Origin of the sequence: Serratia sp. (in: enterobacteria) (assembly GCF_051654945.1) — a bacterium.
In the GTDB taxonomy this organism is placed as follows: domain Bacteria; phylum Pseudomonadota; class Gammaproteobacteria; order Enterobacterales; family Enterobacteriaceae; genus Chania.
In genome coordinates this window covers 496,611-518,883 of sequence record NZ_JBOFZA010000081.1, presented here as the reverse complement: position 1 = coordinate 518,883, position 22,273 = coordinate 496,611, and the positions used below count along the sequence as shown (strand labels likewise).

23 protein-coding genes are annotated in these 22,273 nt (G+C 55.4%); 6 read left to right on the top strand and 17 right to left on the bottom strand.

From position 1 onward, the window contains the following. The first annotated feature begins 28 nt into the window (after positions 1 to 28). Entirely contained in the window at positions 29 to 775 is a 747-nt protein-coding gene (locus ACRDCA_RS18875) for a DeoR family transcriptional regulator (RefSeq protein ID WP_438690894.1), read from the top strand. A 32-nt stretch (positions 776 to 807) separates the two neighbouring features. Here the strand turns inward: ACRDCA_RS18875 and araD are convergent, their stop codons facing one another. Continuing rightward, positions 808 to 1,503 carry an L-ribulose-5-phosphate 4-epimerase gene (gene araD, locus ACRDCA_RS18870; RefSeq protein ID WP_438690893.1) on the bottom strand — a complete coding sequence of 232 codons (696 nt, stop codon included), beginning with the start codon at positions 1,501 to 1,503 and terminating at the stop codon, positions 808 to 810. Positions 1,504 to 2,005: 502 nt separating this feature from the next. Here araD and osmB point away from each other — a divergent pair. Further along, a complete protein-coding gene (gene osmB, locus ACRDCA_RS18865) occupies positions 2,006 to 2,224 on the top strand; it encodes an osmotically-inducible lipoprotein OsmB (RefSeq protein WP_025119192.1) in 219 nt (72 codons plus the stop codon). 152 nt (positions 2,225 to 2,376) lie between these two features. On the opposite strand, the gene yciH is transcribed toward osmB, so the two are convergent. Together yciH and pyrF are read right to left on the bottom strand one after the other, a co-directional pair. Next, on the bottom strand, positions 2,377 to 2,703 hold the full coding sequence (gene yciH / locus ACRDCA_RS18860; RefSeq protein WP_024529279.1) for a stress response translation initiation inhibitor YciH: 327 nt from the start codon (positions 2,701 to 2,703) through the stop codon (positions 2,377 to 2,379). Positions 2,704 to 2,713: 10 nt separating this feature from the next. After that, the gene (pyrF, locus tag ACRDCA_RS18855; RefSeq protein ID WP_438690892.1) at positions 2,714 to 3,442 is read right to left on the bottom strand and encodes an orotidine-5'-phosphate decarboxylase; all 729 of its coding nucleotides are present in this window, start codon (positions 3,440 to 3,442) and stop codon (positions 2,714 to 2,716) included. 328 nt (positions 3,443 to 3,770) lie between these two features. Here pyrF and bhsA point away from each other — a divergent pair, with 328 nt between their 5' ends. After that, positions 3,771 to 4,031, top strand: a complete 261-nt coding sequence (bhsA, locus tag ACRDCA_RS18850; protein ID WP_438690891.1) for a multiple stress resistance protein BhsA — start codon at positions 3,771 to 3,773, stop codon at positions 4,029 to 4,031. A gap of 36 nt (positions 4,032 to 4,067) precedes the next feature. Here bhsA and ACRDCA_RS18845 read toward each other — a convergent pair whose 3' ends face one another. Next, positions 4,068 to 5,018 carry a LysR family transcriptional regulator gene (locus ACRDCA_RS18845; protein WP_438690890.1) on the bottom strand — a complete coding sequence of 317 codons (951 nt, stop codon included), beginning with the start codon at positions 5,016 to 5,018 and terminating at the stop codon, positions 4,068 to 4,070. A gap of 163 nt (positions 5,019 to 5,181) precedes the next feature. On the opposite strand from ACRDCA_RS18845, the gene ACRDCA_RS18840 reads away from it, so the two are divergent. After that, the gene (locus ACRDCA_RS18840; RefSeq protein WP_438690889.1) at positions 5,182 to 5,469 is read left to right on the top strand and encodes an Arc family DNA-binding protein; all 288 of its coding nucleotides are present in this window, start codon (positions 5,182 to 5,184) and stop codon (positions 5,467 to 5,469) included. Positions 5,470 to 5,609: 140 nt separating this feature from the next. Here the strand turns inward: ACRDCA_RS18840 and lapB are convergent, their stop codons facing one another. From lapB to ACRDCA_RS18785, 11 genes are all read right to left on the bottom strand, one after another. Beyond that, positions 5,610 to 6,782: a lipopolysaccharide assembly protein LapB gene (lapB, locus tag ACRDCA_RS18835; RefSeq protein WP_438690888.1), complete on the bottom strand. Its 1,173-nt coding sequence runs from the start codon at positions 6,780 to 6,782 to the stop codon at positions 5,610 to 5,612. A gap of 6 nt (positions 6,783 to 6,788) precedes the next feature. Further along, the gene (locus tag ACRDCA_RS18830) at positions 6,789 to 7,091 is read right to left on the bottom strand and encodes a LapA family protein (protein WP_438690887.1); all 303 of its coding nucleotides are present in this window, start codon (positions 7,089 to 7,091) and stop codon (positions 6,789 to 6,791) included. A 346-nt stretch (positions 7,092 to 7,437) separates the two neighbouring features. Further along, positions 7,438 to 8,235, bottom strand: a complete 798-nt coding sequence (locus ACRDCA_RS18825; protein WP_438690886.1) for a glucose 1-dehydrogenase — start codon at positions 8,233 to 8,235, stop codon at positions 7,438 to 7,440. Continuing rightward, positions 8,232 to 9,755 carry an FGGY family carbohydrate kinase gene (locus tag ACRDCA_RS18820; protein ID WP_438690885.1) on the bottom strand — a complete coding sequence of 508 codons (1,524 nt, stop codon included), beginning with the start codon at positions 9,753 to 9,755 and terminating at the stop codon, positions 8,232 to 8,234. Before ACRDCA_RS18820 ends, ACRDCA_RS18825 begins: the two co-directional genes overlap by 4 nt. Next, positions 9,748 to 10,812, bottom strand: a complete 1,065-nt coding sequence (locus ACRDCA_RS18815) for an ABC transporter permease (protein WP_438690884.1) — start codon at positions 10,810 to 10,812, stop codon at positions 9,748 to 9,750. The genes ACRDCA_RS18820 and ACRDCA_RS18815 overlap by 8 nt, the downstream gene beginning before the upstream one ends. A 10-nt stretch (positions 10,813 to 10,822) precedes the next feature. Further along, positions 10,823 to 12,322, bottom strand: coding sequence for a sugar ABC transporter ATP-binding protein (locus ACRDCA_RS18810; RefSeq protein ID WP_438690883.1), 1,500 nt, complete (start codon positions 12,320 to 12,322; stop codon positions 10,823 to 10,825). Positions 12,323 to 12,331: 9 nt separating this feature from the next. Beyond that, positions 12,332 to 12,949, bottom strand: coding sequence for a DUF2291 family protein (locus ACRDCA_RS18805; RefSeq protein ID WP_438690882.1), 618 nt, complete (start codon positions 12,947 to 12,949; stop codon positions 12,332 to 12,334). 58 nt (positions 12,950 to 13,007) lie between these two features. After that, complete coding sequence (locus tag ACRDCA_RS18800) at positions 13,008 to 13,931, bottom strand: D-ribose ABC transporter substrate-binding protein (RefSeq protein WP_438691014.1); 924 nt, start codon at positions 13,929 to 13,931, stop codon at positions 13,008 to 13,010. Positions 13,932 to 14,002: 71 nt separating this feature from the next. Beyond that, a complete protein-coding gene (locus ACRDCA_RS18795) occupies positions 14,003 to 14,803 on the bottom strand; it encodes a GolD/DthD family dehydrogenase (protein WP_438690881.1) in 801 nt (266 codons plus the stop codon). 10 nt (positions 14,804 to 14,813) lie between these two features. Continuing rightward, positions 14,814 to 15,722, bottom strand: coding sequence for a transketolase family protein (locus ACRDCA_RS18790; protein WP_438690880.1), 909 nt, complete (start codon positions 15,720 to 15,722; stop codon positions 14,814 to 14,816). Positions 15,723 to 15,724: 2 nt separating this feature from the next. Next, the gene (locus ACRDCA_RS18785; RefSeq protein WP_438691013.1) at positions 15,725 to 16,528 is read right to left on the bottom strand and encodes a transketolase; all 804 of its coding nucleotides are present in this window, start codon (positions 16,526 to 16,528) and stop codon (positions 15,725 to 15,727) included. A 380-nt stretch (positions 16,529 to 16,908) separates the two neighbouring features. Here ACRDCA_RS18785 and ACRDCA_RS18780 point away from each other — a divergent pair, with 380 nt between their 5' ends. Next, the gene (locus ACRDCA_RS18780; protein ID WP_438690879.1) at positions 16,909 to 17,703 is read left to right on the top strand and encodes a DeoR/GlpR family DNA-binding transcription regulator; all 795 of its coding nucleotides are present in this window, start codon (positions 16,909 to 16,911) and stop codon (positions 17,701 to 17,703) included. A 14-nt stretch (positions 17,704 to 17,717) separates the two neighbouring features. On the opposite strand, the gene pgpB is transcribed toward ACRDCA_RS18780, so the two are convergent. Further along, entirely contained in the window at positions 17,718 to 18,476 is a 759-nt protein-coding gene (gene pgpB, locus ACRDCA_RS18775) for a phosphatidylglycerophosphatase B (RefSeq protein WP_438690878.1), read from the bottom strand. Positions 18,477 to 18,752: 276 nt separating this feature from the next. Between pgpB and ribA the strand changes: the two genes are divergently transcribed. Continuing rightward, positions 18,753 to 19,343 (top strand): GTP cyclohydrolase II, encoded by a 591-nt coding sequence (ribA, locus tag ACRDCA_RS18770; protein WP_438690877.1) that lies wholly within the window; start codon positions 18,753 to 18,755, stop codon positions 19,341 to 19,343. A gap of 56 nt (positions 19,344 to 19,399) precedes the next feature. Here the strand turns inward: ribA and acnA are convergent, their stop codons facing one another. Then, on the bottom strand, positions 19,400 to 22,072 hold the full coding sequence (gene acnA / locus ACRDCA_RS18765; protein ID WP_438690876.1) for an aconitate hydratase AcnA: 2,673 nt from the start codon (positions 22,070 to 22,072) through the stop codon (positions 19,400 to 19,402). Positions 22,073 to 22,273 lie beyond the last annotated feature (201 nt).

The window sequence follows — 22,273 nt, the reverse complement described above, 5'->3', positions numbered from 1 at the left end:
CCTTCTGGTGGCCGCCTATCAGGCCGCTATGAATTCAAGACAACAGACCATTTTGCAGTTGGTGAATGATCGTCGGCGCATCAGCGTCGGCGAGCTGGCGCGCGCCTCTGGCGTTTCCGAGGTGACGATCCGCCAGGATCTCAATCTGTTAGAAAAGCGCAGCTATCTCAAACGCGTACACGGCTCTGCCGTGGCGCTGGAAAGCGACGACGTCGATGCCCGCATGATGTCCAACTTCACGCTCAAGCAGAAGCTGGCGCAATATGCTGCATCATTGGTCAACGATGGCGAAACCATCTTTATCGAGAGCGGCAGTGCCAACGCCCTGCTGGCCCGCTATCTGGCCGAACGTAAGCAGATCACCATCATCACCGTCAGCCATTACATCGCCCATCTGCTGAAAGAAACCTCGTGCGATGTGATTGTGCTCGGTGGCATGTACCAGAAAAAGAGTGAAACCGTGGTTGGCCCGCTGACCCGCCTGTGTATCCAACAGGTGCATTTCAGCAAGGCTTTTATCGGGGTGGATGGCTATCAGGCAGAGACCGGCTTCACCGGCCGCGATATGATGCGTGCCGACGTGGTCAATGCGGTTTTAGCCAAAGGCGTGGAGAACATTGTGCTGACCGATTCGTCAAAATTCGGCCAAATCCAACCTAACCCGCTGGAGCCAATGAATCAGATCGGGCGCGTGATCACCGATTCACGCATCGCCAACGACTACCAGCAGTTGCTCAAACGTCAAGGCATCAAATTGGATCTGGTGAACGAATAATGACTACGGGGCCATGCGGCCCCGTGATGAGATTATTGCCCGTAGTAAGCATGCGCGCCATGTTTGCGCAGATAGTGTTTGTCCAACAGCGTCTGTTGCATATTGGCCAGCCCTGGCGCTAACTGACGCGAGAAAATCCCCATATAGGCCAACTCTTCCAGTACGACGGCGTTATGCACCGCGCTATCTGCGTCTTTGCCCCAGGCAAAAGGACCGTGGGAGTTGACCAGCACCGCCGGTATCTGAGCGGCATCCAGGCCACGCTGTTTGAAGGTTTCAACGATCACCTGTCCGGTTTCCCACTCATAACGCCCGTTGATCTCTTCGTCACGCATGAGCCGGGTGCAGGGAATATCCCCATAGAAATAGTCGGCATGTGTCGTCCCCCACGCTGGGATAGCCAATCCGGCCTGGGCCCAGATGGTCGCGTGGCGCGAGTGGGTGTGAACAATCCCGCCAGCGGCAGCAAAGTTCAGGTACAGCACCCGGTGGGTATCCGTATCGGAAGACGGTTTTTTATTCCCCTCCACCACTTTGCCGCTTTCCAGCTCGACCACCACCATGTCGTCGCGGGTCATGCCGTCATACTCTACGCCGGAGGGTTTGATCACCATCAGCCCTTGTTGACGATCTACGGCACTGACGTTGCCCCAGGTAAAAGTGACCAGATGATGGCGCGGCAGCGCCAGGTTGGCTTCCAGCACCTGTTGTTTGAGTTCGTTTAGCATGGTCTTGTCCTTGTTGCGGCACTACTGCTATACCCTATGGATTTCAAGTTGCAGCTAGGCGACAAGCTATCTCATCCTCAGGAGCTTACTTTTCGTAAGTGACTGGGGTGAAATAGCGCAGGTAACAACGCTGCAGCTTGAAAGACGACGGGTATATTGTCAGTAGGTAAGCAACCAGCCGGTATGGGATAGATCGCTAAAGACCACGTAGAATTCTGCTGGATACTAAAAGATGTGCGACGGCGAATTCGGAATAATCGCCTGCCGGCCCGCCGCTAATTAAGACTATTTCCCTATTTATTCGCCACCAGAGATTTATACTGAATTAAGGCGCTAAAACCGCCCTATCTTTTTTGATTGCCCCATTTGGTGCAATAAATGCCATTTTTTATTTCAAGGCCGTTGGGTGGGTAGTGATAAGCCGGATTGGCGATTACTGCCTATACTTACGCTGTGCTATGCCAGCAAAGTAGTTCCATACAGCCGATGCTGAGGAGAATTGATTATGATCATTAACAAACGTTTTGCCACCGCCGCCGTGGTGATCACTCTGGCTCTGTCACTGAGTGCCTGCTCGAATATGTCTAAACGCGATCGTAACACGGCGATTGGTGCGGGTGCAGGTGCGGTAGGCGGTGCAGTACTGACCGACGGTAGCGCCCTGGGAACCCTGGGTGGGGCTGCTGTTGGTGGCATCATTGGCCACCAGGTGGGCAAATAAGCCACGGCTTGCTGATACCTCTGCCGATAGGCTGACAAAAGCGTTCGCGCTTTGACGTCTAATTGAAAAAAACTTTCAGGTCTATTTAACCATTTGTCACTTTCGATGAATGCTGCCGCAGTGACCTACTGCGGCATATTTCATTTCGCGTCTCAACCGCCTGCCAGCTTGACCTTCATGCCCTTGGCTTCCAGTAATTGCTTTAGCAGGTCGCGTTTATCGCCCTGAATTTCGATCACACCGTCTTTTACCGAGCCGCCACAACCGCACTTCTTTTTCAGTTCAGCAGCCAGCTTGTCTAATGCCGCATCATCCAGATCGACTCCAGTGATCAGACAAACACCCTTGCCCTTTCTACCGCTGGTCTGACGCTGAATACGCACGATGCCATCGCCTTTGGCGCGCTCTGGCTTGGCTTCTTCCTGCTTGATACGCCCGCTGTCGGTGGAATACACCAGGCGGCTGTTATCGTCATTCATACTGGACTCCTTAAACCAGTGAGGCTCGGATGGCGCCAAGCGCTGCCGCTGGGTCGGCGGATTGGGTAATTGGGCGGCCGATCACCATATAATCTACCCCGGCGGCCAGAGCCTGCACTGGCGTCATTACGCGGCGCTGATCGCCTGCGGCACTGCCTTCAGGACGAATACCAGGGGTAACCAGTTGGAACTGGCTGCCACAGGCGGCTTTCAGACGTGAAGCTTCCTGTGCAGAACAGACCACGCCATCCAGGCCACAGTCGCGCGTCAGGCGAGCCAATCTTTCTGCCTGTTCTGCCGGGCTGAGATCGATACCGATGGCACGCAGATCTTCTGCCTCCATACTGGTGAGAACGGTTACCGCGATCAATAACGGCGCATCCGCGCCATAAGGCTGCAACGCCTCTTTGGCGGCGGTCATCATGCGAGCCCCCCCGCTGGCATGAACGTTGACCATCCACACCCCTAACTCTGCCGCAGCGGCTACGGCATGTGCCGTGGTGTTCGGAATATCATGGAATTTCAAATCGAGGAAAACGTCAAATCCGCGCTGATGCAGGTCGCGCACAATCTCAGGCCCGAACAGGGTAAACATCTCTTTGCCCACTTTTAGCCGACAATCTTGTGGATCGATACGATCGGCAAAGGCCAATGCGGCAGAACGGTCGGCGTAATCCAATGCCACGATGATGGGCGATGATTTTAAGTCATTGTTATTTGAATTATTTTCAGACGTCATTGCTTCTACCTTGTGTGAAATGGACAGACATTTGTGAGCCGCCAGCAAAACTGACCGCCGCATTCTACATGCCGAGCAGCGGAAATCCCAGTCACGCAGCCCGTTAGCGTTACGTAATGTTAATGCAGCGTTCGTCATCGACTGTCAATAACGCTCCGCGCCCTTAACCAAGGGTAAGTAAAGCGCAGTAAAGAAGCGTAAATTGTTAATCAAATATTTTGATTAATATACTCAAGCCTATCCAATTTCATTCAATTAAAAATGCTTTATTATTCAATCCATCGAAAGCGGAAACACTTTCATCATTAAAACGAAATTGGAGATAGTTATGAAAGGCATCAAATATTTTGCAGCAGCTACCGTTCTGACCCTGACCTCATTTGCCAGCCTGGCCGCTGAGCCAGTCAGCCAGCAGCAGGCACAAAGCCTGACTGAAGTGGGTGTCGTTTCTGCCGGTGGTGTCACCACGTTGAGCAGCCTGGAAGCCAAACTGGCGGCCAAGGCCGCAGCCCAGGGTGCCAGCAGCTACCGCATCGTCGCTGCCGGTGGTAACAACATGCTGCACGGCGACGCGGTTATCTATAAATAAGCATCGATTTATGAGCGGGCGCATCATATAGCGCCCCTACGTTTTGAGACCGGAGGGTTTGTCAGGCACCATCTGGCGACAAACGCTCAGCACCAATTGCCGTAACCAACGATGTGCCGGATCTGCCTCGGAGCGTGGATGCCACAGTTGGGATATCGTAATAGGCATGGTGGTTACCGGCAGTTCAAAAGCCCAGAGAGTAGCAGCAGCCCCCACGTTATCTGTCATCGGTTGGTTGATAAGGAATGTGGCAGGCACCAGCGCCACCAAATCGGACGCCTGAGCCACCGCCAAGGCAGCCGGGAAGCTCGGCACTACGGCGGCAATATTGCGCTGTAAACCCAGTTCAGCCAATGCCTCGTCTACCGGCCCGCTGGTACGTTCACGCCGGGAAGCGACAACGTGGCCCAAAGCCGCATACTGGCTGGCCGTCATCTGTGGCTCCAACCTCAGCGGGTGCCCCGCTCTTACCACGCCAACAAACCGATCCCTGAACAGCGTCTGCAGGCGTATTTCCGGCCCCATTGTCCCCAACACGCCAATCTCCAGATCAACCAATCCTTCACGTAAATGCCTTGAAGTTTTCTCTGGCTTGGGCGAAAAACGCAGGCGCACCAACGGCGCAGCCTTCGCCGCCGCCGCAATCAGTGATGCACCAAATGCCTCAACGAATCCCTCATTGGCACGAATGATAAAGGTCCGCTCCAGCGTGACAAGGCTCAATTCTGAAACCGAAGGCCGCAGCACCGAGCGCGCCGCAAAGACCGCATTTTGCGTACGTTCCCGCAGCTGTTCCGCATAAGGTGTCAACACCATCTGCCGCCCGGCTCTCACTAGCAAAGGATCTTCGGTAACGGCGCGTAGCCGGGTAAGCGTGCGGCTCATGGCCGATGCGCTTAGGCCCAGACGGCGTGCGGCTCCTGCAACGCTGACTTCGGCGAGCAGTGCATCGAGAGCGATAAGTAAATTGAGATCGGGTTCAGTCATGGCTCATAGTATCCCGACCGGAAAAATCAGGAAAGCCACCCGCTAAAAGAATGCTGGATGTCCACTCACCTTGTTACAACATTATTAAATTTTTATTACACACTAGACAGATCCGTGCGGCTGACTTAGCTTGATGGAAACCTCCAGCGCAAAAGGCAGCAAAATGAGCGAGATATCGACACTGACCATCAAAATCCCACTGGCACTGAAAGAACAAATCAAGGCGATGGCCTTGGAGAACCAGCTTTCATTGAGTGCTGAGGTTTGCCAACGGCTGGAAGACAGTTTCGCGGTACCGGCCAAAGCCAGCAAGAAAGCGGCTCCGCTGCATCATGACGATATCGATAATCAGGGGACCGAAGAAGAGATTGAACAGCCACTGAGTCAGAAAGAGCTGAAGAAGCTGCGTCAATTGTTGAAGGGCGGCGTGAAAAACAGCAAGAAGAAATAACACCGAGCAAATCAGTAGACGTTAGCTCAGCGCAACTCCCCTCACCCTAACCCTCTCCGCAAGGAGAGGGGATTTTACGTGCTACAAATTGACACCAGCGACTTATGCTAACGCCCTTGCCTTGTAGAAGGGGGAAATTGTTATTGCCCGTCCAGCCCGCGGATAGGTTTTACCGAAGACCAGGCACGGCATGAAGGACAATGCCAATAAAGGGAATGGGCGGTAAAGCCGCATTTGTGGCAGCGGTAGCGCGGCTTGGTGCGGATCTGTTCGCCCACCATATCCCGTAACAACAGCAGGCTTTCCTTGGCGCGCCCGTCTTCCGCATCTGCCAGATGGTAATCCATCAGGCGATAAAATACGCGCATGGTCGGATGACGTTGCAACTGGCGATTGATATACACCTGCACCACATCGCTCCCTTCCCGCTGCTCGATCACTTCCGCCAGCATCAGTTCCGCCGTGGCACCGGTATTTTCCGCCACGCAGCGTTTGAGGAAATCGGCCCACTCTTGCTGCTGTTGAGGCAACTGCTGATAGCATTCTTGCAGCATCGGCAACGCTTCACTGACCAGCTCTTTGTCTTGATCGAGCACGCGCGTCAAGGTCTCTACCGCTTTGACATATTCCTGTTGTGCCATAAAGATGCGCCCAACCATGATTGATACACGAGCACACTGTTTATCCGCCGACGCGGCACGCTTGAGCAGGCTCATCGCCTTGTCCAGATCGTCGCTGCCCATCGCCTGCAGGGCCAGCTCACAATAAAAATGCGCGATCTCGATACGTTGCTTGTCCTTGCCCAGTTTGACCAGTTTTTCTGCTACCTCGATGGCCTTCTGCCAATCGCTGGTTGCCTGGTGGATCACCAGTAACTGTTGCAGCGCGGAAACACGGAAGTCTTCTTCGTTGATCAACTGGCTGAACATGTCTTCGGCACGGTCATACAACCCGGCGGCCATGTAGTCACGCCCCAGTTGCTGTATCGCCAGCAGACGCTGTTCGAAGGTGAGAGAGGCGCTTTCCATCAAGGCCTGGTGGATGCGGATGGCACGATCGACCTCACCACGCGAGCGGAACAGATTGCCTAACGTAAGGTGAGCTTCAACGGTGTTGCTGTCCTCTTTCAACATGTCGAGGAACAGATCGACCGCTTTATCCTGCTGGTTGGAGAGCAGGAAGTTAACCCCCGCCACGTATTCACGCGACAGGCGGTTGGCTTCCTGTTGTTTATCCTGCTGAGCACTTCTGCGGCCCATGTACCAACCGTACGCGGCAGCTACAGGCAGCAACAGAAACAGCAGCTCTAACATAACAGATTATTCCTTGCTGACTGCGGGCAATGATGCCGGCTCGACAGGTACTTCGAGCTGCAGTTCCAGCCTTTTGATTTTCCGCTCGGCACGCCCAAGAGCGATGCGTGTGCGCAGATAAAACAATCCACAAATAATCCAACCCAGCACAAAGCCAGCACCAAACAGGGTGGCCAACAGGGTAGATACCGGATATTCGCCCTGAGCAACCAGATAGTTAAACGTCACCACCTGGTCGTTATGCGCGCCCAGCGTGATTGAAGCCACGAATATCACCAGAACCAATAAAAAAATCAGCAAATATTTCACATTCTTTCCCGCAATGCCGAGTGAATCGGATGAACTCTACCCCAGGGGTCACAAATTACAGCCCAAAACGGCTTTTGCTTCACCTCGAGTAATTGCCATTAAGTGGCGTCCCTGTTACTTAAGTTAGCATTTCCCGTCGTGGCAGGGAAACCCTGGCAGACGATAAAACCGCAGATCTGCTGGGTTATTCACCAAGAAATGCTGCACCGGCGCAAATTAATGAGAAAGCTTCTCAAAATCACGGGTTTGATAAGATATGGGGGCGAAAGTGCAGATTGCAATGCGGGGTAAAATTCAGCGTTAATGCGGCCCCAGGTTGGAGCCGCCAATATGTGACAATGTCACATCATGACATAATCAAACCACCATCGACGTTGATGGTCTGGCCGGTAATATAACAGGCATCGTCAGAGGCCAGAAACGCCACCAGTCCGGCGACATCTTCAGGCTGTCCGGCACGTTTGAGCGGGATGCCCTGTACCCACTCCGCCATCAGTTCTCCTTTGCCGTACCGTTTTTCCGGCGTACTGAGAATTTCACCCCACACGCGATCGTTGTAATCCCACATTTCGCTTTCAATGATCCCCGGGCAGAACGCATTGACGGTGATATTGTGGCAGGCCAACTCCAACGCCAGGCTCTGAGTGATACCAATCACCCCCATTTTACTGGCGGCATAATGTGGCGTATAGATAAAACCATTACGCCCCTGGCCGGAGGAGGTGTTGATCAAGCGGCCACCGCCCTGCTTCACCATATACTTGGCGGCTTCACGGCAGCATAGCCAAACGGCGGTGGTGTTGACCGCCAACACCTTGTCAAAATCGCTTTTGGGCATTTCATCGAAACGGTCGATGGTGATCACTCCGGCATTTTGAATCGACACGTCGATACGGCCAAAGGTTTCCCAGGCTTGCAGATACATATCACTGACCTGGGCCTCATCGGTAACATCCAGCTTCACCGCCACAATCTGCACTTGATGCCGCTGACGCAACTGTTCTGCGGTTGCAAAAATCCGATCGCTGTTAGAGGCTATCACCAGGTTGGCCCCCCGCGCAGCAAACCGCTCCGCTATGCCCGCACCAATCCCCCGGCAGGCGCCGGTCACTACCACCGTTTTATCGCTAAATTGCTGTTTCATACTGATCCCTCGGTTAGGCAAAGTGTCGATTCTGGCTGCCATAGCGTGCGCTGTACCGCCTGCTGCCAGCCTAGATAGCTCTCTTGCAGCGCCAGATGCCGCTGCATATCGGGTTGGAATTGATCATGTTCGGGTAGCAAGGCCAGCAATTGCCGATCCTCCAGGGCAAAGCATTGCCGCATGGCCAGCAGTGCTGCGCCGATGGCCGAAAGCTCTGGCGTATTGCTGCGCGCTACCGGGCAACCCAGCAAATCAGCCTGGAACTGCATTAGCCAGTCGTTGCGGCTTGGTCCCCCATCGGCCATCAGGCAGTGCAGTTGAAAACCCGGGTGCTGGTGTAATGCTCCGATCACATCGGCAATCTGATAGGCCACCGCCTCCAGCGAAGCCCGGATCACATGAGCGCGCTGTGTACCACGGCTCAAGCCGCAGATAACCCCGCGAGCACGGTCATCCCACCAGGGAGCGCCCGTGCCGGTGAGTGCCGGTACAAAGTAGACTCCTTCGGTGCTGGCAACGCTGGCTGGCAGTTCACTGAGTAATCGCTGATCGGTCATCTCCATGTGCGTGATACCCAACATCCAGGCCACGGCGTCGCCGGTGTGGGGGATGTTGCCTTCAAGGGCATATTGCGGACGATTACCGTCATGCCAGGCAATAGTGGTGGCCAACTGGGTGATGCCATAATGCAGATCGTCAACCGGAGCCATCACCGAAGATCCGGTGCCATAGGTCGCTTTGACCCTACCTGCCAGCCCTAATCCGTGCCCATACAGTGCAGCGTGGGAATCACCGATCATGGCGCAAATGGGAATACCGTCGGCGATCCCAGCAACCCCCTGCGTCACACCAAAGTAATGGCTTGAAGGACACACCTGTGGCAGCGCCACTTCGGGAATGCCGAACAGCTTAAGCATACCGTGGTCCCAATGCCCGCTAGCCAGGTTAAGCAATTGCGTCCGGGCCGCATTAGAGCGGTCGCAACAAAATTGCTGGCCGCCAGTCAGATGCCACAGCAACCAGGCGTCCACCGTTCCCAGGCACACTTCGCCCTTTTCTGCCAACTGCTGCCCTTGCGGCGTATTGTCCAGCAGCCAGCGCATTTTGGAGGCGGAAAACAGCGGTGCAATCGGTAACCCGGTCACCTGACGGATCAACTCATCTTGTCTGTCGCGGCGCAATTGGTCGCAAAACGCTGCGCTGCGCGAACACTGCCAGGTAATGGCGGGACCGATCGGTTGGCCGTTATGGCGATACCACCCCATCGCCGTCTCACGTTGGTTGCTGATGGCGATGGCGGCGATTCGGGCTTCGCCAACCTGAGCAATCGCCTCGCGTAACACAATCAACGAAGCCTCCAGCAACGCTTCCCCTCGCTGCTCTACCCAGCCAGCCTGCGGCGTCTGTAACGTCAGGGGACGGCTGCTGGCGGCAATCACTTGCCCCATGGCATTCACCACTACCGCTTTGGCATTGCTGGTTCCTTCATCCAATGCCACCACACAATCGCGCTTATCCATGGCTCACCTCGGCCAGCGGCTGTGCCGCTTTCTTCTCATGGCGCTGCATCAGGGTAACTTTGCTCTGCAACCGTTGCTGGAACTGGTCGATCACTACGGCGGTCACTATTACCAGCCCTTTGATCACCATCTGCCAGAACTCGCTGACGCCCAGCATCACCAGGCCATCCGCCAGGAACACGATCACGAACGCACCAATGATTGAGCCAAATACCCGCCCACGCCCACCGCTGAGCGCGGTTCCGCCCAGCACGGTGGCCCCAATGGCGTCCATTTCAAACATGTTGCCGGTCATCGGGTGTGCCGTTTGCAGCTGCGAGGCGATCACCAGCCCAACCAACGCGGCACACATGCCCGAAAACGCGTAGACAAACATCTTTACTTTCACGATGGGCACGCCGGAAAGCCGCGCCGCCGACTCATTGCCGCCAATGGCATAGATATAGCGACCCAGCGGCGTTTTCTTGGTGATATAGATGCCCAGCAATACCACCACCAGCATCAGCCAGATCGGGTTGTAGATGCCGAGAAATGTGCCGGATCCCAGCGTAGCAAAACCGGTATTACCCAACGCCTCCATGCCGACCAGATTAGGATAGGTTTTGCCGTCGGCGGTCAACAGTGCCGCGCCACGAGCCACATACATCGCCCCCAAGGTGCAGATAAACGGTGCCACGCCCAGCTTGGTGATCAGGGTGCCGTTAACCAGACCAATAGCGATGCCGGCAATAGCCACCACGATAAAGACTTCATACACATTGAGAAACAACAGGTTACCGCCGCCGATCGGGATCCCGACGGTCAACAGTGCGCCAGCGATCATGCCGCAAACGCCCGCCACGGCTCCCACGGAAAGGTCGATCCCGCCGGTCAGGATCACCAGCGTCATCCCAACCGCCAGTAAACCGGTAATGGCCACGTGTTGGGTCATGATCAGCAGGTTGGACACCGTCAGGAAGTTGGGCACCATGCTGCTGAAAAACAGCACCACCAGCAGCAAGGCGATGAAGGTACGCGCCTGTAGCAAATACATATACAACCGGTATTTGGTTTGCATCTTGTTATCCTTAAGCATGAGGGGTAGAGGCCCGGATCAGCAGTTCGCGATCGGCTTGTTCACGGGGAAGATCGGCCGTGAGCCTGCCATCCGCCATCACCATCACCCGGTCCGCCAGCGACACCACCTCATCCAGTTCAGAAGACGAAAACATGACCGCCAGCCCCTGGCGCGCCATGGCCCCGATCAGGTGATAAACGTCGGTTTTCGCTCCCACATCGATGCCACGTGTCGGTTCATCGAGAAACACCACCTGCGGCCCGGTCAACAGCGCCTTGCCCAGTACCACCTTTTGCTGATTGCCGCCGCTCAGTGAAGTCACCGGCAGCCCAGCATCGCTGACCTTGATCGCCAGCTTTTCGATCATGCCGTTGACGATGTCGGTTTCACGTTGCGCACCAATCGGCTTGACGGCGTTTCGACCCAGGCTGGATAGCGTCATGTTGGCCTGGATCGACATCATCTGAACCAGTCCTTCCGCTTGCCGGTCTTCCGGCACCAGCGCCATGCCGCCGCGCATCCGCTCACGAAAGCTGGTACGTTCCACGTTTTTGCCGTTCAGCAGGATCTGCCCGGCGGTCTGGCGCATGACGCCGTTGATCACCTTGAACAGCTCGGTCCGTCCGGCCCCGAGCAGGCCATAAATGCCGATCACCTCGCCCCGCCGTACCGAAAAACTGACGTCTTGCAAACGATAGCCGCCGTTTTCATGCGGCAGCGTCAGGCCGTTCACCCGCAATACTTCTTCACCCTTTTCGGCCGGGACATAGTCGAAATGCTTTTTCTTCTCGCCGACCATTTTTTCGATGATCCAGGGAATGCTGACGTTGGCGATCTGCTCCGCCGCCACAAAGCGGCCATCACGGAACACCGTCACCTGGTCGCCAATCTCCATCAGTTCTTCCAGACGATGGGAGATGTAGATCAGCGTGACGCCGCGCTTTTTCAGATCGGCAATCACCTTGAACAGCGTGCGAACCTCCACCTGGCTGAGCGCCGAGGTAGGCTCGTCCATGATCAGCACCTGCGTATCTTTCGCCAGCGCGCGGGCGATTTCGACCAGTTGCTGATGGCCAATTGCCAGGCTGCCCAGCAAGGTATGAGGATCGACATTCAGCTCCAGCCGCTCCAGTAAGGACTTGGCCAACTGGTACTGATATTCCACGTTGATGCGGCCACGCTGGAAAAACTCGTTCCCCATAAAGATGTTGTCCATCACCGACATGTTGGGGAACAGGTTCAGCTCCTGAAAGATGATGCTGATACCGTGCTTCTCCGCCTGATGCGTGGAATGCAGCTCGATTTGTTGTCCGTCCAGTTCGATGCTGCCGGAAGAAGGCCGTTCCACCCCGGCCAGCAACTTCATCATGGTGGATTTGCCAGCGCCGTTTTCACCAATCAGCACGTTGACCTGATTGCGATACACCTGGTAGTTGACGCTGTCGAGCGCCGTGACGCCGGGATAGCGCCGCGAGACGTTATGGGTCTGGATAATGACAGGGTTGCTCATAACCTCTCCTCAGGGTTGGATGCGTACCGGGGTGATCAGCAAGGGTTCCGCAGGCAGTTGCCAACTGGTGAACACGCCGTACACGGTGATTTTGTCGCCCACCTTCGGTACAAAACCGGCCAGTTCAGCGATCGAGGCCTGATTGATGGACTTGGCGAAATCACCAAACAGGGTCTGATCGTTAAAATCGCCATAGCCCAGGCCACGGTAGCTATCGCGCAGTACCGTGCCGCGATAAACCGGGCCAATCTGCACGTCGACACTGCCGATCGGTCCATCGGTCAGTTTGAGCGTCAGGCGACCACTGCGGGACTGTGTATTGATCGCCGTAATTTCCCCGCTGACCTGAGTGCTGAAATGGCAAGGGAATTCCGGCTGTGCACGGTAACCAAATTGTTGGCAGGCAGTATCAAAATCCTTTGCCTGCTCAATCTGCGCGATCAGCCTGGCCAGCGGCACAGCGCTTTTCATCACCTGTGGCACCATCTGTTGGTGGTAAAGCGCCCCGGCCTGAGCCAGATGCGGGTTAACCGGGCTTTGCAGTGCCGCCAACTCCTGTTGTGAAACAACGCGACAACCGCTCAGCACCATCACAGCAGCAATTGCCAGCGCAAGACGCTTGGACATAAAACCTCCAGTTACACCCCGCGGTAACGGGGTGTAGAAATTGCCATTACTCTGCTGGTTACTGCTTGTAGTTGAACTCGTTGACTTTGCTGGCATTCTTCTGGTCGATCAGAATGCCGCGGAACATGATGCGCTCCTTGCCGGTATAGTTACCGGACTTGAAGTAGCCATCCAGGATCTCCACCCCCTGGCTAGCGATGGCCTGGGCTTGCAACATCACGCTGGCGTATAAATCGCCGTTGAGGATCGCATCACGTTCATCGTTGCTGCCGTCGATGCCGACTACCGTCACATCCTTACGTCCAGCCGCCTTCAGTGCGGCGACAACGCCAAGTGCCACAGGACCGTTGCCACAGATGACGCCCTTGATATCCGGGTGAGCCTGCAAGATGCTGTCCATAATACGCTTGCCTTCCAGCAGGTTACCCTTGGCATCCTGGCGCGCGACGCTGACCATCTCAGGATACTGGTCGATGACGTTGTGGAATGATTGTGACCGTGTCACGCAGTTGTTATCGGCCAGGTTGCAGGTCAGCTCAGCGTATTTGCCGGTTTCCGCCATTTTCTCGACGAACTGGTTGGCGACGTCGGAACCGGCCTGGAAGTTGTTATGGGTGATCTGTGCCAGCGCCACACCGTCAACCGGGATCTCGCGGTTGATCAACACCACCGGGATCCCGGCATTCTTGGCCTGCTGCACCGCCGCAACGCTGGCCTGAGAGTCAGCATTATCGAGCACGATACCTTGTACCTTACGGCCAATAACCAGGCTGATCAGTTCCCCCTGGCGTTTGACATCCTCACCGTGGGACAGCACCAACGTGCTGTAACCCAGCGCTTTGGCTTTGCTTTCCGCCCCTTTGGCTTCGGCAGAGTAATAAGGGTTATCCAGGGAGTTCACCAGGATGGCGATGGTCCCTTTTTCTGCGGCCTGAACAGGCATCAGGGCACAACTGGCAAGTAGGGTCAGGTAAGTGGCTATCTTTTTCATGATGGTGTTCTCTTATCGTTGTGTTGAACATCGTCTGGTGTTGGTGACCGGTGCGGTGCCGCTTACCAAATGGTAAAACCGCCGTCGATCATCAGATCCGCACCGGTGATCATGTCGCTGCCGTTACTGGCAAAGAACAGGATCGCCGCTGCAATTTCATCGGTGTATGCAAAACGCCCTAACGGGATCAATTTCTTCATCTCTTCACCCTTCGCTCCCCGCCAGGCTTTTTCCCCCATTGGCGTCAGCACCACGGTGGGCGACAGTGTGTTGACCGTGATCCCATACGCGGCCCACTCTTTGGCCATCACTTTGGTCATGCCCAGCAAACCGGCCTTGGCCGAGGTATAGGCACAGTGATTATCAATGGCGATCGAAGCGGCCTGAGAGGCAATGTTGATCACCTTGCCGCCGTGCTTAGCCGTAATAAGCCGCTGAGCGAAAGCCTGCGCACACAGGAATGGCCCGGTCAGGTTAACGGCGAGGTGTCGCTGCCATTCGGCAAATGAGATCTCGGTGGCGGGCTGCAAATTGACGTATCCCGCGCAGTTAACCAGAATATCCAACCGGCCCCAGCACTGTTGGGCGGCACTAAAGGCCGTGGCCACGGACTGAGGATCGGCGACATCGCACACCTGATACGCGACTTTCTCCTCGCCGAGTTGCTGTTTGATCGCCGCGACTTTTTCCTGCTCGAAAGCGGGATACATCAGTACCAGCCTGGCGCCTTTCTCTAACAGCATCTGGTTGGCCGCCATGGCAATGCCGCCAAGACCACCGGTCACCACCGCCACCTTGCCTGCCAACGACATTTGCGTGTCGACACCGTAGCGCAAATTCACGTCGTATTCGTTTTGGCTCATCCCGTTCTCCTTATTTATTCAGTTGCTGATGCAAACCTGCGGCGTCTATCGCATATTGCCGGCGCAATGCGGCGCGGCTGCTGCTATGGGTAAACTCATAGGCGGGAACGCCCAATGGCACGAAGGGCTGGCGTAGTTGATGTTTGAGTAGCAGTTCGCTGATGATGGTGGCCAGACCGCCGCTGAGCACGTGTTCTTCCATGGTGATCACCCGCTGGTGCTCGCGGATCAGCGCCACCACCGCCAATTCATCCAATGGCCACAGCGAAGGTAACGACACCAAGGTAGGATCATCTCCCATCGCCAGCACTTTCATCGCTTCATGCGCGATGGTGCCCAGGCAGAACACCACGTTGCCCGTCCCTTCATGCAGTACTTCTGGTTGTCCCGGGCGGAAGCGGTAGCCTTCCTGGTGAAGTAGCGGAAGTTTGTCGCTATCCATGCGGATATAAGCCGGGCCAGGGTGCGCGATCACGTGGCGCACAATCTCTGCTGCCTGCCGCCCATCGGCCGGGGCATACACCGCCAGATTACCCAACGTGCGAGCAATGGCGATATCATTCATGCAGTGATGGGTGGCGCCCAGCGGGCCGTAGCCAAACCCCGCGTTCAGCCCCAGCATTTTTACGTTGGTTGCTGAGTAGCAAACATCGTTCTTCATCTGTTCGTTAGAACGGGCAAACAAGAACGGCGCTGCGTTGGCGGTGAAAACGGTTCTTCCGCTAAGCGCGATCCCTGCGGCCATGCCGACCATATTCTGCTCGGCGATACCAACGTTAATCACTCGTTCCGGATAAGCCTGCTCGAACGGGCCAATTTTTGAGGTGGAGGTAGAATCTGCCACCATCACGCTCAGATCCGCGCCGGCCTGTTGTTGCTCAATCAGCGTGTTGATCACTGCATCACGTAAGTCCTGCATGATTACTCCTCCAGTTCTGCCAGCGCCTGCGCCAGCTGTTGATCGTCAGGAACGGCGTGGTGCCAGGCCGGGACATTGGTCATAAATGACACGCCATGCCCTTTCTCGGTATTTGCCAGGATCACCCGTGGTTTATCCTGGCCAGGCCGGTTGATGGCCTCGATCAACGCCTGCGGATCGTGCCCATCGCACTCGATCACCTCAAAACCAAAGGCTTGCCATTTATCCGCCAACGGCTCCAGCGGCATGATGTCTTCGGTTTTGCCGGCCAGTTGCAGCCGATTGCGATCGACGATGGCAATCAGGTTATCCAGTTTGAATTTGCTGGCGGACATGGCAGCTTCCCAGTTGGAACCCTCTGCCAGTTCCCCATCTCCCAGCAATACAAAGGCACGGCGGTGAGAGCGCCCCGCCAGTTTGTTGCCCAGCGCTAATCCAACGGCTATCGGTAGCCCATGACCCAGACCACCGGAGTTGATCTCTACCAGATCGGGCAGTTTCTGATGGATTGGATGCCCTGCCAGCAGAGTGTCGTCCCCCATATACTGATCGAGTACCGCGGGATCCAGCAGACCCATGGCGGCACAACTGCAATAAAATCCCCCAGCGCCGTGGCCTTTTGACAGGATGAAGCGATCCTGATCGGGGCGAGCCTGGCTACGATCCATCACCGCCATGTACAGCGTGCAGATGATGTCGATTTCTGACAGATCGGCACCGGTGTGGCCCTTGCCCGCTTTATGGTTCATGGTCACAACGTAACGGCGGGCCTGTCGCGCCGTGTGGTTAATCGTCTGAATGTCCATCATCACCTCATGTTGGCTTTTCGTTTCACCGCCCTGACACCATGAACAGTCGATAAAAACGAATCATTGATTTTCGAACGAAATCATATATCGCCAATTCGATAATTGTTGTGGCGTAGATCAAATTTCAAACAAAAACGAATGATTGCCATTTTATGAATAAAAACAGCAGAATGGCACTTTCACATCGATTTAATCGGCAAATAAATCACGACAAGGACGCCTTTAATCGCCTTTTATCAATCATTCATTTTCAAACGAAAACCAATATTGTATCCTGCGTTATCAATGGCTTTATCATTTCAAGCGGGCTAAAATCCTGCGCATTGGCGGTGATACACGACACCATGCAGCCCATGGCATGCGAGGGAGTATTTCGATTGAAAAGCAAAAGTGAACAGCTGGCGGAAATGCAACAACGGCGGGAAAAGATCCTCGACATGATCCGTGAGGACGGATCGGCCACGGTAAAAATGTTGACGGAAACCTTCAATCTTACCGAGGCCACTATCCGTACCGATTTGCGAGTGTTACAGCAGCAAGGCTATGTGCAGCGCTTTCATGGTGGAGCCACGCTGGTGGATGGGAAACAGAATACCCACGCATTACTGTTAGAGCGGCAGATCAATCTGGCGGAAAAGGATCGCATTGGGGCATTGGCGGCCAGCTTTATTGAACCGGGCGATACCATCATCCTGGATTCTGGCACCACCACCACCGCCATTGCCAACCACCTGAGCCATATCAAAAAGCTTTCGGTGATCACCACCGGGGTCAATATCGCTTTGCAACTGGGCGGCGAACCCGGGGTCAATATTTTGCTGACCGGCGGTTCATTCAAGTTCCCGACGCTGTCGACCTCAGGCGACAAAGCCGCCAGCTTTTTCGAAAATGTGCTGGCGCAAAAGCTGTTTCTGGCCACGGCCTGCATTTCACCGCGCCTGGGGCTGAGCTTTCCGAGCGAGACCGACATCAAGGTCAAGATGGCGATGATCAACGCGGCCAATACGGTGTATGTGGTGGCAGATTCCAGCAAAATCGATAAGGTTTCGATGTTTGCGCTGCCCTGTGACTGGAGCCATATCAACTACCTGATCACCGATGCAGGGATCAGCCCTACGGCGGTGCAGGCATTTGAAAAGCTGGGGGTGAAGGTGCTGATTGCAGGCGCGTGAAGAGCGCCTGCCGCTTACTTCTCGCGCTCGCTGATTTCCTGCTGCTCCTGCGGCAAAATGGTGAGTGGCCCAAACCAGCGCTGTGCCAGCCAACTGGCCACGGCCACCAGCAGCCAGCTAATGACGATCGCCATCGCCAGATCCCGCGGCCAATGCATACCGAGCACCAGACGGCTCGCCATCACGCCAAACGCCCATACCATCAGCACCGCGACGGTTTTAAAATGCCGCCGTGGCCACAGCAGTCCCACCCCCAGCAATGCCCAGGATGCAGCAAACATGGTGTGGCCTGAAGGGAATGAAAAGCCGGTTTCAAACTGCCAGTGTTTGCTCAACCACTTTGGTACCAGCGTCTGTTCCTGCAACTGCTCTTTGACCAAGGCGCTACGCTGCTTCCTGTCCAACGAGTAGAAGTATTTGTTATCAAGCTGATGGGTCGACTCCAGCCACATGACAAACGGCCTAGGTGCCTGCACCTGCTCTTTGATGGTGGATTTGACCGCCTGGCCAATCCCGATCGCCGCAGACAGCAGGATAAACACCCCCACCGCCGGTTTCAGCCGAAAGCGTAAACACCACAAAAACCAGGCCGACAGGATCAGGCTGGTAAGGATGCCCCACGGTGCGGTGACGGTCTCCGTCACCCAGAACAGCGCTTTCAACAGGCTATCATTGCCACCGGGTTGCCACTGCCACCCAAACAGCCAGGCCGCCAGCGGCAGCAACATCAGCACAATGGCCCCGCCCGCCGTGCGTTTTACTATCTTTAACATCCAGTTATCCTTCAACCAAGGGTAACTCGCAGTGTAACAATCTTGCGTTCTCAGCAAAACAAGAGAAATGAGGACACTCACTGGCCTATTGCAACAATAGGGGCGCTAAAACACCGGTTGCTGCTTTGCTGAGCACCGTTCGGCCAGAAGTTATGGCAAAATAGCGATAACGAATGTAATAACGATCGTCGCCGTCTGTTTTAAAGCTGGTCAGTCCCCTGTTCCAGTCGTACGATGCACGCAGCGATTTGACAGGAAGTGTTTTTGGAGAGTGACATGCAGCTAAAACGTGTGGCGGAAGCCAAACTGCCGACGCCATGGGGTGATTTCCTGATGGTGGGATTTGAAGAACTGGCCACCGGGCACGATCATCTGGCACTGGTTTTCGGTGATATCTCTGGCGAAACGCCGGTGCTTTCACGGGTACATTCCGAATGTCTGACCGGTGATGCGCTGTTCAGCCTGCGTTGTGACTGTGGTTTTCAACTGGAAGCCGCGTTGGAACAGATCGCTGAAGAAGGCCGTGGCATTCTGCTGTATCACCGCCAGGAAGGCCGTAACATCGGTCTGTTAAACAAGATCCGTGCCTATGCCTTGCAGGATAAGGGCGCGGACACGGTAGAAGCTAACCACCAGCTAGGGTTTGCCGCCGATGAGCGTGACTTCACCCTGTGCGCCGATATGTTCAAACTGCTGGGGGTGGATGCGGTGCGCCTGCTGACCAACAATCCGAAGAAGGTCAATATCCTGAGCGAGGCGGGGATTAATATCTCCGAACGCGTACCTTTGATCGTTGGCCGTAACCCGAAGAACGAGCGTTACCTGGCGACCAAGGCCGCCAAAATGGGCCATCTGCTGGACAGATAGCCCTCACCTTAACCCTCTCCCACAGGGAGAGGGGACTGTGTGTGCAACAAATTAACTTACAGCATTTTGCGGATAACGTAGTGCAGAATGCCGTCGTTCTGGTAATAGGTCAGCTCATTGCCAGTATCAATGCGACAACGGGTATTCAGCACCACCTGCCGGCCATCGGCATAGGTGATATTGACCGCGACCGTCTGGCCGGGTTGCAACGCCTGCAAACCGCTGACATCGATCTGCTCTTCCCCCGTCAAACCCAGCGTTTTGCGCGTTATCCCCTGCGGGAACTCCAGCGGCAAGATGCCCATGCCAATCAGGTTGGAACGGTGGATACGCTCGAAGGACTCGGCAATGACCACTCGTACCCCCAATAAACGCGGGCCTTTGGCTGCCCAGTCGCGGCTGGAGCCGGAGCCATACTCTTTACCGGCGATCACCGCCAGTGGCACCTGCTCCTGCTGATACTGCATGGCGGCATCATAGATCGCCATCTGATTCTGCGAAGGCAGATGCCTGGTATAACCGCCCTCCACGCCCGGAACCATTTCGTTACGGATACGGATGTTGGCGAAGGTGCCCCGCATCATCACTTCGTGGTTACCGCGGCGCGAACCGTAGGAGTTGAACTCTTTCGCCTCGACGCCACGTTCGCTCAGGTAGCGTCCCGCCGGGCTGTCACGCTTGATGTTGCCCGCAGGGGAGATATGGTCAGTAGTGACGGAGTCAGCCAGGATCGCCAGAATACGTGCGCCGTGAATATCCTGCACCGGATCCGGCTGTGCCTTCATGGTACTGAAGAATGGCGGATGGCGAATATAGGTAGAGTCGGCTTGCCATTCATAGGTCGCGGAGCCGGTCACCTGGATCGCTTGCCAATCGGCGTCGCCGTCAAACACTGCGCCGTATTCCTTATGGAACATTTCGGTGCTGACCTGAGCCACCGCCTGGGCGATCTCCTGGCTGGTTGGCCAGATATCCTTCAGATAAACCGGCTTGCCGTCACGGCCAACGCCTAGCGAATCTTTGGTCAGATCAACCTTCATGTTCCCTGCCAGCGCATACGCCACCACCAGCGGCGGTGAGGCCAACCAGTTGGTTTTCACCAAGGGATGAATACGTCCTTCAAAGTTACGGTTACCGGACAACACGGCACCGACGGTGAGATCCCCTTCCTTAATCGCCTGCTCGATCGGGTCCGGCAACGGGCCAGAGTTACCGATACAGGTCGTGCAGCCGTAGCCAACCAGGTTAAAGCCCAGTTGCTCCAGGTACGGCGTCAGCTTGGCGCGGTCGAAGTATTCGGTGACCACTTTGGAACCGGGCGCGAGCGAGGTTTTCACCCATGGTTTGGTTTTCAACCCCTTTTCAACGGCCTTTTTCGCCAATAACCCGGCGGCCATCATTACGCTAGGGTTGGAGGTGTTGGTACAGGAGGTAATGGCGGCGATCACCACCGCGCCGGTATGCAGATCAAAACTTTTGCCACCCAGCGTGAAGCTTTTAACGTCCTGTTTATCTTTCTGACCGCCAATCTCCAGCTCGGTCGCGGCAGTAAATGCGGTTGGCACCTTCGGTAGCGCCACACGATCCTGCGGGCGTTTTGGCCCTGCCAGACTGGCCTCGACCGTCGACATATCCAACGACAGCGTGCTGGTAAATACCGGCTCATCGCCTGGGTTACGCCACATCCCCTGGGCCTTGGCATAAGCTTCCACCAAGGCAATCTGTTCGGCGCTACGGCCACTTAATTGCAGATAGCCTAACGTCACGTCATCTACCGGGAAGAAGCCGCAGGTGGCGCCAAACTCTGGCGACATGTTGGCGATGGTCGCCCGATCCGCCAACGGCAAATCGGCCAGTCCATCCCCATAAAATTCAACAAACTTGCCCACCACGCCGTGCTTGCGCAGCATTTGGGTGACGGTCAGCACCAGGTCGGTGGCCGTGATGCCCTCGGCTAACTTACCGCTAAGTTTAAAACCCACCACATCCGGGATCAGCATCGACACCGGTTGGCCCAGCATGGCGGCTTCGGCCTCAATACCGCCAACGCCCCAGCCCAATATGCCCAGGCCGTTGATCATGGTGGTGTGGGAGTCGGTACCCACCAGGGTATCGGGGTAAGCAATGCGTTGGCCATTTTCCTCGGTGTGCCAAACGGTTTGCCCCAGATACTCCAGGTTCACCTGATGGCAGATACCGGTGCCGGGCGGCACCACGCGGAAGCGGTTGAAGGCCTTTTGCCCCCAGCGCAGGAAGGTGTAGCGTTCGTGGTTACGCTCCATTTCGATACGCACGTTTTCGCCAAAGGCGGCATCGTCGCCAAACTCATCGACGGTAACCGAGTGGTCGATAACCAAATCGACCGGTGACAACGGGTTCACCTGATCGACCTTCCCGCCCAGGCGCAGGACGGCTTCACGCATCGCCGCCAAATCGACAACGGCTGGCACGCCAGTAAAGTCCTGCATCAGCACCCGCGCTGGGCGATAAGCAATTTCCCGATCGGCATGACCGGTTTGCAACCAAGCCACGATCGCCTTGAGATCGTCAACCTGTACCGTATCACCATCCACATGGCGCAACAGGTTTTCCAGTAACACTTTCATCGACTTCGGCAGCCGGTCAATATCCCCTAACTGTCTGGCCGCCAGTGGCAAACTGTAATAGTGATACTCACTACCCAGTGCGACCAGCTTATCCATACTCGTTTTGCGAAGATCGGACGACATAGCTCCTCCATTTTTTTATTGTGTCAAACCAGGGTCATTTCTGAAGTCTTCTTTAAAGATAACACAAACCCCACGTAACGTTTTGATAACAACACGTTTTGATCATAACGATAGGCAAGAGCAATCAAAGGCAGGAAGATACAGACAGGTCAATGAGTTAGCAGAAAAATTATCCACAAAAAAACCGCCACGCGGGCGGTT

What these genes read in the sequence shown, in the direction of transcription:
- ACRDCA_RS18875 (WP_438690894.1), top strand. Translation starts at nt 29, where the DNA reads ATGAATTCAAGACAACAGACCATTTTGCAGTTGGTGAATGATCGTCGG.
- araD (WP_438690893.1), bottom strand. Translation starts at nt 1,503, where the DNA reads ATGCTAAACGAACTCAAACAACAGGTGCTGGAAGCCAACCTGGCGCTG.
- yciH (WP_024529279.1), bottom strand. Translation starts at nt 2,703, where the DNA reads ATGAATGACGATAACAGCCGCCTGGTGTATTCCACCGACAGCGGGCGT.
- pyrF (WP_438690892.1), bottom strand. Translation starts at nt 3,442, where the DNA reads ATGACGTCTGAAAATAATTCAAATAACAATGACTTAAAATCATCGCCC.
- bhsA (WP_438690891.1), top strand. Translation starts at nt 3,771, where the DNA reads ATGAAAGGCATCAAATATTTTGCAGCAGCTACCGTTCTGACCCTGACC.
- ACRDCA_RS18845 (WP_438690890.1), bottom strand. Translation starts at nt 5,018, where the DNA reads ATGACTGAACCCGATCTCAATTTACTTATCGCTCTCGATGCACTGCTC.
- ACRDCA_RS18840 (WP_438690889.1), top strand. Translation starts at nt 5,182, where the DNA reads ATGAGCGAGATATCGACACTGACCATCAAAATCCCACTGGCACTGAAA.
- lapB (WP_438690888.1), bottom strand. Translation starts at nt 6,782, where the DNA reads ATGTTAGAGCTGCTGTTTCTGTTGCTGCCTGTAGCTGCCGCGTACGGT.
- ACRDCA_RS18825 (WP_438690886.1), bottom strand. Translation starts at nt 8,235, where the DNA reads ATGAAACAGCAATTTAGCGATAAAACGGTGGTAGTGACCGGCGCCTGC.
- ACRDCA_RS18820 (WP_438690885.1), bottom strand. Translation starts at nt 9,755, where the DNA reads ATGGATAAGCGCGATTGTGTGGTGGCATTGGATGAAGGAACCAGCAAT.
- ACRDCA_RS18815 (WP_438690884.1), bottom strand. Translation starts at nt 10,812, where the DNA reads ATGCAAACCAAATACCGGTTGTATATGTATTTGCTACAGGCGCGTACC.
- ACRDCA_RS18810 (WP_438690883.1), bottom strand. Translation starts at nt 12,322, where the DNA reads ATGAGCAACCCTGTCATTATCCAGACCCATAACGTCTCGCGGCGCTAT.
- ACRDCA_RS18805 (WP_438690882.1), bottom strand. Translation starts at nt 12,949, where the DNA reads ATGTCCAAGCGTCTTGCGCTGGCAATTGCTGCTGTGATGGTGCTGAGC.
- ACRDCA_RS18795 (WP_438690881.1), bottom strand. Translation starts at nt 14,803, where the DNA reads ATGAGCCAAAACGAATACGACGTGAATTTGCGCTACGGTGTCGACACG.
- ACRDCA_RS18790 (WP_438690880.1), bottom strand. Translation starts at nt 15,722, where the DNA reads ATGCAGGACTTACGTGATGCAGTGATCAACACGCTGATTGAGCAACAA.
- ACRDCA_RS18785 (WP_438691013.1), bottom strand. Translation starts at nt 16,528, where the DNA reads ATGGACATTCAGACGATTAACCACACGGCGCGACAGGCCCGCCGTTAC.
- pgpB (WP_438690878.1), bottom strand. Translation starts at nt 18,476, where the DNA reads ATGTTAAAGATAGTAAAACGCACGGCGGGCGGGGCCATTGTGCTGATG.
- ribA (WP_438690877.1), top strand. Translation starts at nt 18,753, where the DNA reads ATGCAGCTAAAACGTGTGGCGGAAGCCAAACTGCCGACGCCATGGGGT.
- acnA (WP_438690876.1), bottom strand. Translation starts at nt 22,072, where the DNA reads ATGTCGTCCGATCTTCGCAAAACGAGTATGGATAAGCTGGTCGCACTG.